Origin of the sequence: Streptomyces sp. NPDC008163 (assembly GCF_042956885.1) — a bacterium.
In the GTDB taxonomy this organism is placed as follows: domain Bacteria; phylum Actinomycetota; class Actinomycetes; order Streptomycetales; family Streptomycetaceae; genus Streptomyces; species Streptomyces drozdowiczii_A.
Genome location: NZ_JBIBHG010000004.1, coordinates 483,802 through 501,610 on the forward strand (window position 1 = coordinate 483,802; position 17,809 = coordinate 501,610).

Here is a 17,809-nt window from a genome sequence, read left to right on the forward strand (position 1 = left end):
GCACGGCGGGACCGTGCCCGCACCACCAGAACCGACGCCCCCAGGAGCAGCACCCGATGGACGCGACCATGGCAGACGCCCCGACCCCCCTCACCGAGGCGTTTCTCGACGCCCTGCGCGGGAAGCTGGGCGATCTCGTCGACGCCTCGGCGACGACCCGGGCGGTCTACTCCACCGACGCGTCGAACTACCGGATCGTCCCGGGGGCCGTGCTCATGCCACGGACGAAGGAGGACGTGATCGCCGCGGCCGGGATCGCGCGCGCCCACGGGGTGCCGGTCACCGTCCGGGGTGGTGGGACCTCGTGCGCCGGGAACGCGGTGGGGCCGGGCCTGGTGATCGACTTCTCCCGCTCGATGAACCGCGTGCTGTCCGTCGACCCCGACACCTCGACGGCCGTGGTCGAGCCGGGCGCGGTCCTGAGCGGCCTTCAGAAGAAGGCCCTGCCGCACGGGTTGCGGTTCGGCCCGGACCCCTCGACGGCCACCCGCTGCACGATCGGCGGGATGATCGGCAACAACGCGTGCGGGCCGCACGGCCTTTCGTACGGGCGTACGGCCGACAACGTGGTGTCGATGACCTGGCTGACGGGCGGCGGCGAGGTGATCACGGCGGGCTCGGGCCCGGAGGCACTTGCGGCGGTGCCGGGGCTCGACGCGTTCGTCACGGAGCATCTGGCGGTGCTGCGCACCGAGTTCGGGCGCTTCGGGCGACAGATCTCCGGCTACTCGCTGGAGCACCTGCTGCCGGAGAACGGGCGCAACCTCGCGGCCGCGCTGACCGGCACGGAGGGCAGCTGCGGCATCCTCCTCGAAGCCACGGTCCGGCTCGTCCCGCAGGCCCCCGCCCCCGCGCTCGCCGTCCTCGGTTACGCGGACATGGCGACGGCCGCCGACGACGTGCCGCACCTGCTGCCGTTCCGCCCGCTCGCGCTGGAGGGCCTGGACGCGCAGCTCGTGGACGTGGTGCGCCGGGCGCACGGCGACGCTGCCGTCCCCACGCTGCCCGGGGGCGGTGGCTGGCTGATCGCCGAGGTCGGCGGGGCGACCTCCGCCGAGGCGGTCGGATCGGCGCGGGCGCTCGTCGCGGCCTCGCACGCCGCCGACAGCGTCGTCCTGCCGGCGGGCCCCGAGGCGACCCGGCTGTGGCAGATCCGCGCCGACGGGGCCGGGCTGGCGGGGCGCACCGCCGACGGCAAGCAGGCGTGGCCCGGCTGGGAGGACTCCGCCGTGCCGCCGGAACGGCTCGGCGGCTATCTGCGCGGGCTCCAGGCGCTGATGGCCGAGAAGGGGCTCTCCGGGCTGGCCTACGGTCACTTCGGCGACGGGTGCGTCCACGCCCGCATCGACTTCCCGCTCGACGCCGGGGGCGCGCCGATGCGCGACTTCCTCGAACGCGCCGCCGCCCTGGCCGCCGAGCACGGCGGGTCGCTCTCGGGCGAACACGGCGACGGCCGGGCCCGCTCGGAGCTGCTGCCGACGATGTACGGCCCCGAGGCGCTGCGCGCGATGGAGGCGTTCAAGGCGCTCCTGGACCCGGACGACGTCATGAACCCCGGTGTCGTCGTGCGCCCGGCGCCGCTGGACGCGGACCTCCGGCGGCCGGGGGCGCGCCGGCTGCGGGCGGGCGACGGCTTCGCCTTCGCGCACGACGGCGGGGACGTCACGGCCGCCGTGCACCGGTGTGTCGGCGTGGGCAAGTGCCGGGCGGACCTGCGCGGCCAGGGGGGCTTCATGTGCCCCTCGTACACGGCCACCCGCGACGAGAAGGACTCCACGCGGGGCCGGGCGAGGGCGCTCCAGGAGATGCTGAACGGCGGCTTCGTCACGGAGGGCTGGAGCTCCCCGGAGGTCCATGAGGCGCTGGACCTGTGTCTGAGCTGCAAGGCGTGCGCCAACGACTGCCCGACGGGGATCGACATGGCCACGTTCAAGTCGGAGGCCCTGCACCAGACGTACAAGGGCCGCCGCCGCCCGTTGAGCCACTACACCCTGGGCCGGCTCCCGCAGTGGCTGCACCTGCTCGCTCCGGTGGCCCCGCTGGTCAATCTGGCGGGCCGGGTGCCGGTGCTGCGGCGGACGATGATGGCCCTGATGGGCGCGGACCCCCGCCGCTCACTGCCGCCGCTGCCGGCGAGGCCGTTCCGGTGGGGCGGTGCGCGGAAGGGCGCTGCGGCGCGGGCGGACGGCCCGAAGGTGCTGCTCTGGGTCGATTCCTTCTCGGACGCGCTCGCGCCGGACATCGCCCGGGACGCCGTGGAGGTCCTGACGGCGGCCGGCTGCGACGTGGAGATCGCCGCCCCGGGTGCCTGCTGCGGGCTGACGCTGATCTCCACGGGCCAGCTGACCGCGGCCAGGGCGAGGCTCCGGTCCACGGTGGAGCTGCTGCTCCCGCACGTCCGGGCCGGCCGCACGGTGATCGGCATCGAGCCGAGCTGCACGGCGACGCTCCGCTCGGACCTGGTGGAGCTCCTGCCGGACGACCCCCGGGCAGCGGAACTCGCGGGCGCGGTCCGGACGGTGGCGGAATTCCTCACCTCGGTCGACTGGACACCCCCGCGGGCCGCGGAACACCTCCTGGTCCAGCCGCACTGCCACCACTACGCGGTGATGGGCTTCGAGGCGGACCGCTCGCTGCTCCGGTCGATGGGCTGCGACATCGAGGTCTCCTCGGGCTGCTGCGGCCTGGCGGGCAACTTCGGCATGGAGAAGGGCCACTACGAGGTCTCCGAGAAGATCGCCCGGGACGGCGTTCTCGCCAGGGCATCCGCCGCCCCGGACCGCCGCATCCTCGCCGACGGCTACTCCTGCCGTACGCAGGTCCGGGACCTGGCGGGCCTGGAGAGCCGGCATCTGGTGCAGGTGATCGCGGAGGCGTTGCGAGGGTGATCCGGGGCCGGGGCGGTCCGGTGCGACGGTGCCGGACCTCGCGGCGAAGGGACGGGCATCACGCCGCGCCGAGGCCGCCGGCCACCCCCTCACCGGGGATCTCGTCGCCGGCGTCCGCCGCGGGGGCGGTGGCGTCGGCACGGGTGAGCCACCAGGTGGCGACGCCGCCGGCCAGGACCACGACCGAGGCGGCGAGCCAGCCCCAGGAGCGGAACGTCATGACCAGCGCCGGCAGGACCGCCGGTCCGACGACCCGCTCCGCGGTGTTGCTGAGGTTGAACGTCGAGAGGTACTGCGACCGGTCCCGCTCGGGGGCGAGGTCCATCGAGATCTGCCAGGAGGAAGCCGCCTGCCACATCTCGGCCATCGTCAGCGCCAGCACCCCGATGACCAGGACGGGCACCGCGCCGGCCGAGTCGTTCCACCAGGCGGAGAACGCGAAGAAGGCACAGGCGGCGGTCAGCAGCACCGCGGACGCCAGCGCGGCCCGTCCCGCTCCCCGCAGGTCGGTGATGTGCCGGGTGGCCGGCAACTGGAACACCGAGACGAGCACGGTGTTGACGATCAGCGGCAGCGCCACGAGGGACTCCGGTATCCCGGGCGAAGCCAGGATCCACAGGGGCAGCAGCACGTTGAGCGTGGTGACGTGCAGCGTCAGGAGCGTGTTCAGTCCGGTGAAGACCAGGTATCGGCGGTCGCGGAACGCCCACCTGCGCTTCGTGCCGCGGGGCACGCGCACGGCGTCCGCGGTCTTCAGCCGCGCGAGCAGCGCCGCGCAGATCACGAAGAAGAGCGCGATGCCGAACAGCGTCCCCCTGAAGACCCAGGAGCTGCCGACCGCGATGGCGATGCCCGCGGCCAGCCCGCCGACCGCGTACCCGACGTTCCGTACGGAACGGACGACGGCCATGAGGCTGACGCGCCGGTCGTCCCCTGCCACGTCGGCGACGATGGCCTGGCTGACCCCGCCCGCGGTCCGGTCGGCGACGGCCGTCAGCAGGACGACGACCAGGTAGGCGGGGAAGGAGGTGACGAAGACGTAGCAGGCGAAGCCGACGGCCCGCCACAGATTGAGGACGATCAGCGTACGCCGGGCCCCGAAGCGGTCGCCGACCACGCCCATCGGGATCGTGAGCAGGAAGCCGACGGCCCCGGCGAGCGAGAGGCCCAGGGCGAACTGGGTGGCCGTCAGACCGCTGACCCGGGTGAAGAAGACCGCCGCCAGCGCGGCGAAGAGTCCCGTGCCCATGGAGTCGGACAGGGAACTGACGACCAGGGTGCGTTCCCCGGCCGAGCTGCTCCTGACGGCTGTGGCGAACCTGCTCAGCACCGAACCGCGGGCACCGGCCGTCATCCGAGGCCGCCCGGTATGCCGACGACGAACCGGAGGTCCGCCACGGCGCCGCGTACGGTCTCCAGGGCCGCCTCGGGGCTGTCCGCGACCGCCCACACGTGGGCGGGCCGGTCGGCGGAGCGGGCGACGGGCCCGAGACGGTCGCCGGGCGCGCTGCGGATCACGACGTCGCACACGCCCGAGCGGGTCCTGATCTCCTCGGCGCCCCGCACTTCCAGGAGTTCACCGGTGGCCTGCGGCACCGCGTACCAGATGGCGGCGGAACGCGGTTCGCCGGCGGCCTTCTCCAGGGCGCCGCGCACCTCGCCGAGGGAGGGCACGCCGATGCTCTGCCGGGCGAGGGCGGCCACGATGTCGGCACCACGGGCCTCCCGCAGCAGGTAGGGGATCCGGTCGCCGCCCTGCCGCAGATGGGTCTCGACGATCCTGACCGTGCTCTCCCCGACGATGACCTCCGTGTGGGTGGCCCCTTCCCTGATGCCCAGGGCGTCCAGCGCGGCCGTCACCGCCGCCACGATCCGCTCCTCCTCGGAGGCGGGAAGCGGAGCCGGGAGCACATGGCCCAGCTCCACGAACCGGCCCGGGACGAGGAACTTCTTGGTGACGCACAACGCGATGTGCTCACCGTTCTCGCTCAGGCATTCGACGCTGAACTCCTCGCCCTCGTGGAAGGGCTCCACCAGCACGGCGGAACGGGGCAGACCCGCGGCGGCCGTGAACGTGACCTCCAGCTTCTCGGCGACGTCCGCGGGGCCCTCGCAGCGCACCACGCCCTGGCTGCCGACGCCCCGGCCCGGCTTGCAGATGAGGGGATAGCCCACACGCTCGCCGAAGGCGGTGATCTCCTCCGCCGTCGTCGCCTCCAGGCAGGGTGTGTCGTCCACGCCCGCGGCCGCCAGGCGCTCGCGCATCAGGCGCTTGTCGTCCACGGCCCTCACCGTCTCCGGGGAGTGCCACGGCAGCCCCAGCTCCAGCGCGATGTGCGCGGCGGGCTCCTGGCCCTCTTCGCCGTAGCACACCACCCGGTCCACCGGCTCGGCCGCGTGGACGAACCGTGCGGCGGCGATCCACTCGTCGAGCGGGGCGCCGGCCTCCACGACGACCACCCTGCGGTGGCTGTCCGTGATCCCCGTCTTGCGGGCCTCCTGGTGCGTACACAGGACACTGGTCCTGAGCCCGGGACGGAGCTCCCTGGCACGGGCGACGATGTCCCGCTCGTCACCCACCACCAGCAGGTGACGGACGGGCTCGTGGGCCTGGTGGTTCACATGCATCTGCGCTGGACTCCAAAGTGAGGTAGGGCGCGGGACGTCAGGCCGAACGTCGGTACCGCATGGCGTTCACCCGGCGCCCGGCGGCGAAGAGTGGCAGCCCGGCCGCCAGCGACACCTGGAGGGCGCAGCCGGTCACCAGGAGCGCCTCGGCTCCCGCGAGGTTGGTGGCCCAGGCGGCCAGGCATCCGATGTTGACCGCCGCCCACGCGATGGTGGCGACCGCCAGCTTGCCCGTCGGCTTCGGGTACTGGACCCGGCTCACCATGAGCCAGGCGACACCCACGACGGCGAGCAGCGTGAGCGGGGCCGGCAGCTGGAGCAGCACGACCGAGACGACGGTCAGCGCCGCGAAGGGGATCGGCATGCCCTGGAACATGCCGTCCTGCATGGTGGTGCAGGAGAACCGGGCCAGCCGCAGCAGCCCGGCGAGCACGACCGCCACGGCCGCGCCGGCGACCAGAGCCTGGTCGTATTCGTTCACCAGCCCCCACACCACGACGAAGTAGGCGGGCGCCAGACCGAAGCTGATCAGGTCCGAGAGGTTGTCGAGCTCGGCCCCCATCCCGGAGCTGCGGAACCTGCGCGCGACAAGGCCGTCACAGACGTCGAACAGCGCGGCCATCAGCATGAGCAGCACCGCGGTGGCCGCCCCCTGCCGCACGGAGCCGGCGCTCTCGCCCTCCGTGAGGTACGGCACGAGAACGGCCACGGTGATGAAGTAGACGGAGGCGAAGCCGCATGCCGCGTTGCCGAGGGTCAGAACGTCCGCGACCGACAGCCGCGAAGGGGAAGGCTCCCGCCTGGTGCCCTCGACGGCGCCTGCGGTGTCTCCCGTCCATGGGGCGGTGGCTTCGGATTCGGTGACGGTCAACGGGCTCTCCTACGGGTCTGTCCGGCTGCCTGCCGGTCGGCACGAGCATCATCGCAGCAGGACCGGCGGCCTGCGGCCCAGGGGCCGCAGGGTCTTCGGCCGGTCAAGTCGAAGTCCAGACCGTACCGTTGACCCGCGTCCCGGCCCAACGCGGCCGTCAGAATGGGATTTCGGTGACCCAGTCCTTGTGCAGGTCCGACGTGCCGCGAACCACGGCGGCGTAGGCCGCGTCGAGTGCGCGCGTGACCTCCCCGGCGGTCCCGTCCCCGACCTGGAGTCCGTCCACCGAGGTCACCGGCAGGATCTCCCAGCCGGTGCCCATGAAGAAGACCTCATCGGCCAGGTACAGCTCGGTGCGGTCGACATCGCGTTCGACCACCGTACGGCCCATCTCGCGCAGCAGGGTCAGCGAGGTCGCCCGGGTGAGGCTTTCCAGGATCCCGCTGGTGGTCGACGGGGTGATGACCTCGCCGTCGCGGACGATCGCGATGCAGGCCCCGGGGCCCTCGCTCACCTTGCCGCGCTCGTTGAGGAGGATGGGCCAGTCATGGCCGTTCTCCCGTGCCTCGATCATCGCCAGACGGCCGTTGTGGTAGTTGGAGAACGCCTTGACCCGCGGGGGCATGGACGCCTCGTTGATGCGGGTCCAGGAGCTGACCGCCGCCCGGCAGCCGCGCTCGGTGCCCAGACCGCTCGTGAAGGTCCAGCTGTCGACGACCACTTCGCAGGTGACACCGGCCGGAACCATCTGTTCCTGGATGACGCCCGCCGGGAACGCCCAGGGCCGCAGGTACACGTCCTCGCGGTACCGGTTGGCGCGCAGGACGTCCAGGACGGCCTCGCGCAGCGTCGGGAGGTCGTAGGGGATGTGGATGCGGACGATGCGCGCCGAGTCGTACAGGCGCCTGAGGTGCTCGTCCAGCCGGAGGACCAGCAGGCTGTCGCCGTCGTGCGAGACGTACGCCTTGATGCCCTCGAAGACCGCCGCGACCGAGGCGTGGCCCACCGCGTTGACGTGCACGCTCGCCTCGGACCAGGGCACCAGGGAGCCGCTGCGCCAGAGCCATTCGGGGCGGTCGACGTCCGTGCGCACCAGCGAGTCCATGATGGACATGGGGGTGCCCGGCGATTCTGCTTCTGTCGTCATACGGATCTCACCTTTTTGGGCTTGGTGGTTGAGAGGTGCTCCAGGCTGTCGAGCACGAGATCGGCCGCGTCCAGCCCGGAACGGCTGCCACGGGCGCCGGGTACCGCGACGCAGCGCAGGCCCGCGGCCTTCGCCGCGGCGACGCCGGTGGCGGAGTCCTCCAGCGCCAGACAGCCGTCCGGGCCGGCGTCCAGCAGCTGCATCGCCCGCAGGTACAGATCGGGCGCGGGTTTGCGGGCCCGGACCTGTTCGCCCGTGACCACGTGGTCGAACCGCTCCCGGACCTGCAGGCGTTCGAGATGGCCGTGGACCCAGGTCCGCTCGGAGCTGGAGACGACCGCGCAGGCGATGCCCTGGCTGCCGGCGCTCTCCAGCAGGCGGGCCACGCCCGGCCTCAGCGGTTCCGCCGAGGCCAGGCGCTGCTTGTCCCGGCGCCGCTCCTGGAGTTCACTCGCGGTCAGGTCCCGGTCGAGCCGCCGGGAGAGGTCCTGGGCGGCGTACGACTCGCCGGTCGCCCGGCCCATCATGACGCTCCAGACCTCGTCCGGAAACGCGAGCCCGTACCGGCCGTAGAGGTTCTGCCAGGACTGGTGGGCGGCCCGTTCGGTGTCGCACAGGAGTCCGTCGAAGTCCATCAGGACGGCGACGGCCGTGACGGCACCGGCAGGAGTCACGTCCGGGGGCGTGTGCTTCCGAGCACACGCCTGAGGTAGTCGCTGGTGAACAACGCCTGCGGGTCGAGTTCGGCCCGGATGTCCTGGAAGGCTTTCCAGCCCGGGTAACGGTCGGCGATGACCTCGGCGGTGGCCGTGTGCGCCTTGCCCCAGTGCGGCCGGCCGTCGTGCTCCAGGAGCACCGCCTCGAAGGTGCGCAGCAGTTCGGTGTAGCCGACGGTGCGCGGGACGGTGATGTTGACGTAGGTCGTCGTACGTCCCTGGGCGGGGCTGAGCAGCAGCTCGTCGCCGGCGCTGAAGCGCACGGTGATGGAGTACGGGGTCCGCAGCCCGAAGCGCTTGACCTCCTCGTGCACCTGGCGCACCGTGTCGGCCGACGAGGTGAGCGGCAGGGCGTATTCCAGGGAGAGGAACTTCACCGGCTGCGGGAAGGTGAACGCGTTGTAGCTGACGTCCACGTAGTCCGCGGGGCCGGACCCCCCGCCGAGCTGGGCGGTCATGATGCGCCGCACGCTGCGCTGGTCGATGCGGCCCGCCAGCCCCGCCGTGGCGCAGCGCACCTCGCCGAGGGTGTTGGCGCGGCGGCGGCGGTCTGCTTCGGCGGACACCGGCGCGTCGGTCGGCTCCAGCTTGAGCGTGGAGGCGTTGTCGCTCCAGCCCTTCAGGGAGAACGTGGCGTGCTCGGCGCTGCCGGCGTACGCCTCGATGTCCTCCAGGACGCTCTCCAGCGGCAGGCTGCCTTCGGTGACCCGGAGGTTGTACTTCGGTACGCAGCGCAGGGTGACGGTGGAGATGACGCCGAGCGCGCCCAGCGAGGTGGCGGCGGCGGCGAAGAGTTCCGGGTCCTCCTCGGGGGAGCAGCTGCGGACGCTGCCGTCGGCGGTGACGAGGGTGAGGGCGAGGACCTGTCCGGAGAAGGGGCGGTGGGCGAGACCGCTGCCGTGGTTGCCGGTGGAGATGGCCCCGGCGATGGTCTGCTCTTCGAGGGTCCCCATGTTGGACAGCGCCAGACCGGCCTTGTCGAGCGCCCAGTTAAGCTCCCGCAGGAGGGTGCCGCCGCGCACGGTGACGGACGGGGCGGCGGGGTCGAGGGCGACGATGCCGGTGTAGCCGGTCATGTCCAGCACGACACCGCTGGTGGTGACCAGGGGGTTGAACGAGTGGCCCGTACCGGCGGCGCGCAGGGGCAGGCCCCGGTCGGCTGCGTAGCGCACGGCGTCGACGAGGTCGCTCTGGTGCGTGGCGCGAATGATGCGGTCGGGCGTGCAGCGGGCCGACCTGGCCCAGTTGCGCCAGGTGGTGGGGGCGGTGGTGGCCCGGTTCAACAGTTTCATGCGGTCACTTTCCGGGATTCGGCTTCGTCGCGGAGGTCGGCGCAGTGCCTGGCCACGGCGTCCTGCCAGGTCGGCATGGTCATACCGAGCCGCGCGAGCCGGTCGGTGTTGAGGACGGATACCTTGGGCCTGCCGCCGACGAAGGTGCAGTCGTCGAAGGAGACCGCGGTCGGCGGGTGCTCGGCGTGCAGCTCGGAGTCGTACTCGTGCAGGGCGTGGGCGCCCAGTTCGTAGCGGGTCGCCCGGTTCCGGTTGGCGACGTGCAGGATGCCGGTGGGGAATTCGTCCAGCGTGATCAGGTGGATGAGCGCCCGCGCCAGGTCGACGGTGTAGGTGGGGCGGCTGTACTGGTCGTCGATCAGCTCCTGGCCCTCGCCTCGCTCGGCGGAGCGGATGGTGGCGAGGACGTCGTCGTTGTTCTCCGCCGCACCGCCGAACAGCCAGGAGGTACGGACCACGAGGTGCTCGGGCACCCGCTCGGCGATCTGCTCGCCGGCGAGCTTGGTGAGCGCGTACAGGCTCAGCGGGTTGGGGACGTCCGTCTCCCGGTAGTCGTCCTCGGGGGCCGAGACGCCGTCGAAGACGTAGTCACTGGAGATGTACACCATGCGGCTGCCGGTTCTGCGGCACGCCTCGGCGACCTGGTGCACACCGGCGACGTTGACGCGCAGGGCGAGTTCGGTGTCCGTCTCGCAGGCGGCCACGATGGAGATGGCTGCCAGGTGGAGCACGACGTCCGGACGGAAGGACTCGATGGAGGCCGTCACGGCGTGCTCGTCGCCGATGTCGAAGTCCGTCACGGACACCCCGAGGACGGGCCAGTCGGCGGTACGCGGATCGTTGCTCAGCTCCCGGGTCAGGGCCTTGCCGAGGCTGCCGTCCGCTCCGGTGATGTAGAGGCGCATCGTTTCTCCTCAGAGGTTGCCGAACTCGGCCCGCAGGTCAGCCGCCGTAGCACCGGAGCTGATGCGGTCGCGGATCTCGTTCTCGCGCGCCGCCACTCCGCGGGCGCTCTCCAGCACGGTCTTGGCGCTGCCCGAAGGCACGGTGGCGACACCGTTCTCGTCGGCCACGATGATGTCGCCGGGGAAGATCACCTGGCCGCCGACCGAGACCGGCACATTGACCTGGACCGGCTCGATGCGGTCGTGGACGGCGCCGGGCGACTGCCGCGGCGAGGTGGTGCGGTACCAGACGGGGAAGCCGATGTCGCGGATCTCGTCGATGTCCCGGGCAGCGCCGTCGATGATGGACCCGGCTATGCCGAACTTGTGGGAGACCGTGGCGGTCAGGCCGCCCCACATCGCCGTGGTGGCCAGGCCGTGGCAGGCCATGACGATGACGTCACCGGGCTGCGCGCGGGAGAGGATGGGCAGCGTGTTGACCCAGTCGTCGATCGACAGGTCGATGGTGAACGCGGGCCCGGCGATCTTCTGGTCGTGACGGACGACCTGGAATCCCCCGATCGCTCCGGCTCGTCGCTGGGCGTCGGTGACCACGCAGCTCGGGCTGTACTCGGCCAGCAGTTCACGGAAGCCGTCGACGATGTCCTGCGACGGCCGGGAGAGGTCGTTGTAGACCGTGTCCATAAGGTGCTCCTCTTCGGATGGTGTGGATGGCTCGGGCCGGTGCGTCAGCTGTCCCGGGACGGCCGCAGCCCGGCGCGGATCCGGTGGGCGAGGGTGTGGGCGCTCAGGCCGTGGGCGTCGAGGACCTCGGCCTCGGTGCCGCACAGCGGCACCTCGGTCAGGCCGATGCCGGCGAACGACGGGACGTGGTCGGCGCCGAGCTCCAGCAGGGACCGGGCGATCAGGTCCGCCTGACCGCCGTGGGTGTAGTGGTTCTCGACCACGAACAACTCGTCGGCCTCTGCGGCCGTTTCGGACAGCCAGGCGGTGTCGACCCGGTTCAGCCAGGGCAACGCCACCACGGTGAGATCGACGCCCTCGGCCGCCAGCAGGTCCGCGGCGCGCAGCAGTTGGGTGAGCACGATGGGGCCGGAGCCGATGGCGACGGTGCGACCGCCCTGCCTGACGACGCGGCCTCGTCCGGTCGCCAGCGGCTGTGCGCCCAGCGACTCGGCCTCCTCGGACACCGGGGTGCTGACGAGCCGGAGGTAGACGCTGGTGTCGGTCTCGGCGCAGAACGCGACGGCGGCCTCGGTCTCGGCGGAGTTCGCCGGCTCCAGCAGGACCAGGCCCGGGATGGCGCCGAGTGCGCTGATGTCGCGCACCGCCTGGTGGGAGTGGCCCGGAGCGGCCGGGATGAGACCGGCGAGTGAGCCGACGTACACGACCTTCCGGCGCTCGGAGGCGTTGTTGTACATCTGCTCGTTGGGCCGGGCGTGCAGGAAGCAGGAGAAGGAGTGCGCGAAGGGCAGCAGGCCGCGCGAGGCGAGTCCTCCCGCCATCGACACCATGTCCTGTTCGGCGATGCCGCACTCGAAGAAGCGGTCCGGAAGGGCCTCGGAGAACGGGATGAGGCCGGTGTCGAGAACGAGGTCGGCGTCGAGCGCCACGATCCTCTCGTCCGTCCGGGCGCGTTCGACCAGAGCCCGGCCGTAGACCTCGGGGAGTTTCGGGCCGGTCGCCTTGGCGGGCAGTACCGCTTCCGCGGTCGTCGGGGCGAGCGGCGCCAGGCCATGGCGGCCGAGCAGTCCGTCGACGGACGCCACCAGTTCCCGGTGTGCGGCGAGGTAGTCCTCGACGGCGGGTGCCCCGCTGTGGAAGCGGTAGCGCCACTCCCCCTCGGGCATGGAGGTCGCCGCGAAGGTGGTGCAGCCGGCGCCCTTGACGGTGTCGGCGATGACGACCGCGGGCCGGCCGGCGCACTCCTTCTCGCGGAGGCGGAGGGTGGCGTCGAGGTCCTTGGCGGAGTTGCCGTCGCAGCGCAGCACGGCCCAGCCGAATGCGGCGAACTTGGCCTGGAGGTCACCGAGGTCGCTCACATCGGCGACCCAGGTGTCCGACTGGATCTTGTTGTGGTCCACGATGACGGTCAGTTCGCCCATGTCGCGGTGGACCGCCCCCGCCAGCGCCTCCCAGTTCTGGCCCTCCTGGAGCTCGCCGTCCCCGGTGAGGACGTAGACGCGGCGGTCGGCGCCGATGAGCCGGTCGGCCAGGATCATGCCCTTCGCCTTGGAGATGCCCATCCCGAGAGAGCCCGTGTTGGCGTGCATGTGCGGGAGGCTGACGTCGGGGTGGCCGGGCAGGCCGCCGAGCCTGCGCAGCTGGTGGAGCTTGTCCTCGGGCAGCGCGCCGAGGGCGATCAGTGCCGCGTAGAGTCCGGGCGCGTCGTGGCCCTTGGACGAGAAGTAGACGTCTCCGTCGGGCTCGAAGGGGGACCGCATCTCCTCCAGCAGCAGCCAGGCGACGGTGTCGGCCGCGCTGAAGCTGGACCCTAGGTGGCCGGATCCCGCCCGCATGATGCTGTAGAGGGTGTTGATCCGGGCGGCGTCCGCGAACGCCTTGCTCCGGTCGTGGCGATCGGGGATGCCGTTCAGGATGCGCGTGAACTCGTCGGCGGGCAGCCAGGCGAGAGTGGTGTTCATGGCTTCTCCAGGAGTAACGGGTGACGGCCTCCGCCTCACCAGCTGACGTAACCGCCGTCGACGAGCAGTTCGGTGCCGGTGACGTAGCTGCTCATGCCGGAAGCGAGGAACAGAAGCGGTCCGGTCAGGTCCGAGGTTTCGGCCATCCGCCGCAGCGGTACGCGTGCGCTGAACTTGGCCCGGAATTCGGGGTCCTGACCGCCGAGCACGCCACCCGGCGAGAGCGTGTTGACCCGCACACCGGCCGGTCCCCACAGGGCGGCGAGGTAACGGGTCAGGGCGGCGGCGGCAGCCTTGGACATGCCGTACGCCGGCGGCTTGAGGAACGGCGGGTCCTGCGGCAGGTGCTCGTACAGGCGCGGGTCGGGTGCCATCGAGCCGTACAGGGAGCCGATGTTGATGACGGACCCCGTGCCCGCCTCGGCCATCGCCGTGCCGAAGACCTGGCAGACCCGCAGCACCCCCAGCGCGTTGACGTCGAGGACGGCCGCGGACACCTCGGCCGGGATGTCGCCGAAGAGCCAGCTTTCGCCGGTGGCGGACGGCGGCTGGTCGATCCCCGCGTTGTTGACGAGGATCGTCGGCGTGCCGGCCTCGGCCCGGCACCGGGCCAGCGCGGCACGCAGGCTCCCCGTGTCCGTGACATCGGCCTCCAGCAGGTGGAAGCGGTCGGCGTCATGGCGTTCGAGCACGGCGGCGAAGGCGTCCGGCACGGACGGCACCCGGTCCAGACCCACGACCCGGGCGCCCGCGCCGAGCAGCGCGTCGGTCCAGATGGCACCCAGCTTGCCGAGAACACCCGTGACGACCGCGACCTGTCCCGTCAGGTCGGTGTGTGCACTCACGGCGCGGTCAGCCGAGGTCGCTGAGCTGAATGTCTTCGTCGGCGGCCAGCGGCGCCAGCAGCGGCCGGCCGACCAGCTCCTCCAGCAGGTACGGACGCAGACCGTCGCCGGGCGACTTGATGGCGATGTCATCGGCGGCGAGGATTTCGCCGGCGGCCAGGTCGCGGGCGGCGACGAGCTTCTTGGCCATCTTGTGCAGGGCGGGTGCCTCGACCGGCAGCAGCTCCTTGACCGGGCTGCCGAGGGACCGGCGGGTGCGTTCCAGGCTGTCGACGAGGTCTCGCAGATGGCCGGCTTCGAGCGAGAAGTGGTGGTCGCTGCCGGGCATGGAGCGGTCGAGCGTGACGTGCTTCTCGATGATGCGTGCGCCGAGGGTGTAGGCGATGACGCTCGACTCGGTCTCGACGTCGTGGCCGGACAGGCCGACGACGACGTCGGGGAACTCCTCGCGGTAGGTGTTGATGACCGAGAGGTTCAGCACGTCGGGTGTGGCGGGGTAGGCGGCGGTGCACTGGAGGACGGCGAGCTGGTCGTTGAGCGGCAGGATGGTCTCGACCGCGCGGCGAACGTCCGCCATGTCCGCTCCGCCGGTGCTGATGACCAGCGGGATGCCGGTCTTCGCCGCGTAGGCGAGCAGGGGCGTGTTGGTGAGGTCGCCCGAGGCGATCTTGATGGCGGGGACGCCCAGCTCCGCCAGGAAGTCGACGCTGTTGAAGTCGAAGGCGGTCGAGAAGAAGGCGATGCCGGCGTCGGCCGCGACCTGGGCGAGGTGGCGGTACTCCTGCTCTCCGAATTCCACGGCTTCGCGGTGCAATCCGTAGGTGGCGCCGTAGCTGTTACGCCCCGTGTACGGCTGGTCGTACATCGCCTTGGTGTACAGCGACTTGTTGTCACGCTTCTGAAGCTTGGCTGCGTCCGCTCCGGATTCCGCGGCCATGCGCACCAGTTCGGCGGCCAGCCCTATGTCCCCGCCGTGGTTGTGACCGATCTCGGCTATCACAAAGGCTTCAGTACTGTCGGTGATGCTCCTGTTGCCTATCGTGACACTGCGCGACATTTAACTACGCCCCCCGCATGCTGCTGATTCCCCTGGAATCCTCGACGGAACGGGTCGCGAAACGGCGCACAGCTCCCCCGAGGTGTTTGACCCGGCGAACGCTAGCATGGTCTGATCGCGCCGAAGCAACGGGTTTTCGGCCTCAATCTCCGCACTGTCGACTGTAGTTGACACTACGCGACGTGAGCTTGATCTCAACTGGCAACCTCCGGTGCGGACTAGAGGCTTCCGTTTCCCAACAGCCCATCCACACGCGGCATTTAAACGATTTGAGAGACACACAACTGTGAGCATCCTCCTACTGCACACGCGGAACCTCAGTCGGCGAAAGCACCTGGCCCGGGTGCGGGACTATGCGCGGGAGCACGGCGAGCGGCTCCTGATGGTGATGAAGGACGCGACGTGGGAGGCGGACTACGTCGACCGCGTGGTGGTGGCGGACACCGCCAGCATCGAGGACACGGTCGCGGCGGCCAGGCTGCTCGCCGCCGAGGAGACCGAGCCCATTCGCGGCGTCCTGACGTTCGTCGAGCAGAGCGTGCCGGCCGCCGCGGCCGTGGCGGCCGAGTTGGGCCTGCCGTCGGTGGGCGAGCGGGCCGCCCTCCTGGCGCGCGACAAGTACGCGATGCGCTCCGCGTTCGGTGCCGCCGGCCTGATCCAGCCGCGCTTCGCCCTCGCCCGTGACCTGGGGGAAGCACAGGAGGCGGCTGCCTCCGTCGGGTACCCGCTGGTGCTCAAGCCGCTCATCGGGGGTGGCAGCAAGTACGTGCGCCGGGTCGACGACGACGCCGAGCTGGCCGAGCACTTCGACACGATCAGGCACGGCGCCTGGACGGGTTTCACGCACGACCCGTTGCACGTACGCACCAAGGAGGAGTACGGCGAGGCCGTGCTGCTGGAGGCTTACGTCCCCGGCTCCGAGATCAGCGTCGAGTCGCTGGTCGTCGACGGGAACACGCACGTGGTGGCCGTGCACGACAAGCCGCTGCCCATGGAGGGGCCCTTCTTCGAAGAGGTCTACTACACCACTCCGACCCGGCTGCCGGGCGAGCTCGTCGAGCGCATCACGGCGGTGACCGCCGAGGCGCACCGGGCGCTCGGTATCGGCACCGGAGCCACGCACACGGAATTCCGGCTGACCGAGGAAGGCGAGCCGTACATTCTCGAGACGGCCGGACGGCTGGGCGGCGGCCCGGTTTATCAGTCGGTTCTCCTCAGCACGGGCATCGACATGGTGGAAGCTTTGCTCGATCTTTCCACTGGGCGCGAGGCGAAGCTGGTCCCGCCTCGGTCCCCGAAGCCCACGGGCTTCTACCTGTTCTTTGCCGAGCGGGCCGGTGAACTCGTCGGTGTACACGGCATGGAGAAGATCGAAAACGACGAGCGCGTCAGTGAGATCGTGCTGTACGGGCAGATCGGCGACCGGGTCCTTGTTCCGCCGCACGCGTCGGCGGCCCACGGGCACGTGCTGTTCTCGGACGATACCGCCGCGGCCGTGGATTCCGGATTCCTGGAGTTCCGTGACGCGATATCAGTGGAGGTCCGGTGAGGTTTCTGGTTCTGAACCGCACTCCGCTTTCGGGACGGCGGTTCCCGGAGTGGATCGGCGGTTCCCATGAAGCGGTGCTCCTCACCGATGAGGCGGCGGTTTCGGACGATCCGGAGACCAGGGCGGAACAACTCGCAGGATATGCGCATGTGGAAATCCTGCCCGATTTCCACTTCAATCCCCTGGTCGAGCTGCACGCACTGGAACTCCACCGGAAGATGGGCTTCGACCGGGTGGTCGCCCTGTCGGAGTTCGACATCCTGCGCGCCGCGCGCCTGCGGCAGCTGATGGATCTGCCCGGCCAGGACGTCGGCAGCGCCGTCGCCTTCCGGGACAAGCTGCGGATGAAGCGGCTGCTCGACGGGGCCGGCGTCCGCGTGGCGCCGTACGCCCCGGTGAGCCATCTGGACGACCTGCTGGGCTTCGTCGAGCAGCACGGATATCCGGTCGTGGTCAAGCCGCGAAGAGGCGGCGGCTCCATGGGAGTGCACGTCCTGCGGGACCGGGACGGTCTCACGGCACTGCTGGCCGCCCACCGTGACCTCGGCACGGACGACGGGGCCCAGCTGCTGGTCGAGAAGTACATCGAGCACGAGCTGTTCCACGTCGACGGCATCATCACCGACGGACAACCGCTGCTGATGTGGCCCTCGACCCAGGGCGACACCTCCTGCCTGGACATCATGCGCGGACGCGCGCTCCACAGTTGCCTGCTGGACGCGGACGATCCGCTGCTGGAACCGCTGCGGGAGATCACCCGCAGCGCCCTGGCGGCCCTTCCGGTACCCGGCACCTTCATGTTCCACGCCGAGGTCTTCCGCGACGCGGAGGGGCTTCTGGTGTTCAACGAGGTGGCGAGCCGCATGGGCGGCGGGATGATCGAGCACGTGCTGCAGCTCGGCTTCGGGATCACGCTGCCCGAGGTGTACGTGCGGTCGCTGGCCGCGAACGACGTCCCGTTGATCCCGGCCGCGCCCGAGCGAATCGCGGGGCTCTCGCTCTTCCCGCCGCGCCCGGGCACGCTGCTGGAGATCCCCGACACCTGTCCGGTGCCCGGCATCAGCGCCTATCACCGGCACGCCGAAGCGGGTACGGTCCTGAAGCCCGCCCTGATGAGCGTGGAGAAGATCGGCTCCGTGCTGGCCACCGGAGCCACGCGGGCCGACGTCGAGACGTCGCTGGCCGAGGCGCTGGACTGGTTCGAGCGCTCGACGGTGATCCGTGCGGACGGCGAGCCGACGGCCCGCGCTCACTGAGTCCGTGACG

General features: G+C 71.0%; 14 protein-coding genes. 3 read left to right on the top strand and 11 right to left on the bottom strand.

Translation table 11 applies throughout. The features are described from left to right. The first annotated feature begins 56 nt into the window (after positions 1-56). Positions 57-2,888, top strand: coding sequence for an FAD-linked oxidase C-terminal domain-containing protein (locus ACFZAT_RS12610; protein ID WP_391263525.1), 2,832 nt, complete (start codon positions 57-59; stop codon positions 2,886-2,888). Positions 2,889-2,946: 58 nt separating this feature from the next. Here ACFZAT_RS12610 and ACFZAT_RS12615 read toward each other — a convergent pair whose 3' ends face one another. From ACFZAT_RS12615 to ACFZAT_RS12665, 11 genes are all read right to left on the bottom strand, one after another. Beyond that, positions 2,947-4,242: an MFS transporter gene (locus ACFZAT_RS12615; protein ID WP_391263527.1), complete on the bottom strand. Its 1,296-nt coding sequence runs from the start codon at positions 4,240-4,242 to the stop codon at positions 2,947-2,949. Beyond that, the gene (locus tag ACFZAT_RS12620) at positions 4,239-5,516 is read right to left on the bottom strand and encodes an ATP-grasp domain-containing protein (protein WP_391263529.1); all 1,278 of its coding nucleotides are present in this window, start codon (positions 5,514-5,516) and stop codon (positions 4,239-4,241) included. Before ACFZAT_RS12620 ends, ACFZAT_RS12615 begins: the two co-directional genes overlap by 4 nt. Positions 5,517-5,553: 37 nt before the next feature. Then, positions 5,554-6,387, bottom strand: coding sequence for a CDP-diacylglycerol--serine O-phosphatidyltransferase (gene pssA, locus ACFZAT_RS12625; RefSeq protein WP_391263531.1), 834 nt, complete (start codon positions 6,385-6,387; stop codon positions 5,554-5,556). A 157-nt stretch (positions 6,388-6,544) separates the two neighbouring features. Next, positions 6,545-7,534 (bottom strand): branched-chain amino acid transaminase, encoded by a 990-nt coding sequence (locus ACFZAT_RS12630; protein ID WP_391263533.1) that lies wholly within the window; start codon positions 7,532-7,534, stop codon positions 6,545-6,547. Beyond that, positions 7,531-8,208, bottom strand: coding sequence for an HAD-IA family hydrolase (locus tag ACFZAT_RS12635; protein WP_391263535.1), 678 nt, complete (start codon positions 8,206-8,208; stop codon positions 7,531-7,533). The genes ACFZAT_RS12630 and ACFZAT_RS12635 overlap by 4 nt, the downstream gene beginning before the upstream one ends. Continuing rightward, the gene (locus ACFZAT_RS12640) at positions 8,205-9,542 is read right to left on the bottom strand and encodes a D-arabinono-1,4-lactone oxidase (protein ID WP_391263537.1); all 1,338 of its coding nucleotides are present in this window, start codon (positions 9,540-9,542) and stop codon (positions 8,205-8,207) included. Before ACFZAT_RS12640 ends, ACFZAT_RS12635 begins: the two co-directional genes overlap by 4 nt. Beyond that, on the bottom strand, positions 9,539-10,447 hold the full coding sequence (locus tag ACFZAT_RS12645) for a sugar nucleotide-binding protein (RefSeq protein ID WP_391263539.1): 909 nt from the start codon (positions 10,445-10,447) through the stop codon (positions 9,539-9,541). Before ACFZAT_RS12645 ends, ACFZAT_RS12640 begins: the two co-directional genes overlap by 4 nt. A gap of 9 nt (positions 10,448-10,456) precedes the next feature. Further along, positions 10,457-11,131 carry an RraA family protein gene (locus ACFZAT_RS12650; protein WP_391263540.1) on the bottom strand — a complete coding sequence of 225 codons (675 nt, stop codon included), beginning with the start codon at positions 11,129-11,131 and terminating at the stop codon, positions 10,457-10,459. A gap of 44 nt (positions 11,132-11,175) precedes the next feature. Further along, complete coding sequence (locus tag ACFZAT_RS12655) at positions 11,176-13,092, bottom strand: transketolase C-terminal domain-containing protein (protein WP_391263542.1); 1,917 nt, start codon at positions 13,090-13,092, stop codon at positions 11,176-11,178. 35 nt (positions 13,093-13,127) lie between these two features. Further along, positions 13,128-13,937: an SDR family oxidoreductase gene (locus ACFZAT_RS12660; protein ID WP_391263544.1), complete on the bottom strand. Its 810-nt coding sequence runs from the start codon at positions 13,935-13,937 to the stop codon at positions 13,128-13,130. 7 nt (positions 13,938-13,944) lie between these two features. Beyond that, positions 13,945-14,937 (bottom strand): N-acetylneuraminate synthase family protein, encoded by a 993-nt coding sequence (locus ACFZAT_RS12665; RefSeq protein WP_391263545.1) that lies wholly within the window; start codon positions 14,935-14,937, stop codon positions 13,945-13,947. A 343-nt stretch (positions 14,938-15,280) separates the two neighbouring features. Between ACFZAT_RS12665 and ACFZAT_RS12670 the strand changes: the two genes are divergently transcribed. Continuing rightward, positions 15,281-16,543 (top strand): ATP-grasp domain-containing protein, encoded by a 1,263-nt coding sequence (locus ACFZAT_RS12670; protein ID WP_391263547.1) that lies wholly within the window; start codon positions 15,281-15,283, stop codon positions 16,541-16,543. Between the two features lie 149 nt (positions 16,544-16,692). Beyond that, complete coding sequence (locus ACFZAT_RS12675; RefSeq protein ID WP_391263549.1) at positions 16,693-17,799, top strand: ATP-grasp domain-containing protein; 1,107 nt, start codon at positions 16,693-16,695, stop codon at positions 17,797-17,799. Positions 17,800-17,809: the final 10 nt, after the last annotated feature.

Excerpts from the sequence above, each read along its gene's own strand:
- ACFZAT_RS12610 (WP_391263525.1), top strand. The coding sequence starts at position 57 with ATGGACGCGACCATGGCAGACGCCCCGACCCCCCTCACCGAGGCGTTT.
- ACFZAT_RS12615 (WP_391263527.1), bottom strand. The coding sequence starts at position 4,242 with ATGACGGCCGGTGCCCGCGGTTCGGTGCTGAGCAGGTTCGCCACAGCC.
- ACFZAT_RS12620 (WP_391263529.1), bottom strand. The coding sequence starts at position 5,516 with ATGCATGTGAACCACCAGGCCCACGAGCCCGTCCGTCACCTGCTGGTG.
- ACFZAT_RS12630 (WP_391263533.1), bottom strand. The coding sequence starts at position 7,534 with ATGACGACAGAAGCAGAATCGCCGGGCACCCCCATGTCCATCATGGAC.
- ACFZAT_RS12640 (WP_391263537.1), bottom strand. The coding sequence starts at position 9,542 with ATGAAACTGTTGAACCGGGCCACCACCGCCCCCACCACCTGGCGCAAC.
- ACFZAT_RS12645 (WP_391263539.1), bottom strand. The coding sequence starts at position 10,447 with ATGCGCCTCTACATCACCGGAGCGGACGGCAGCCTCGGCAAGGCCCTG.
- ACFZAT_RS12650 (WP_391263540.1), bottom strand. The coding sequence starts at position 11,131 with ATGGACACGGTCTACAACGACCTCTCCCGGCCGTCGCAGGACATCGTC.
- ACFZAT_RS12655 (WP_391263542.1), bottom strand. The coding sequence starts at position 13,092 with ATGAACACCACTCTCGCCTGGCTGCCCGCCGACGAGTTCACGCGCATC.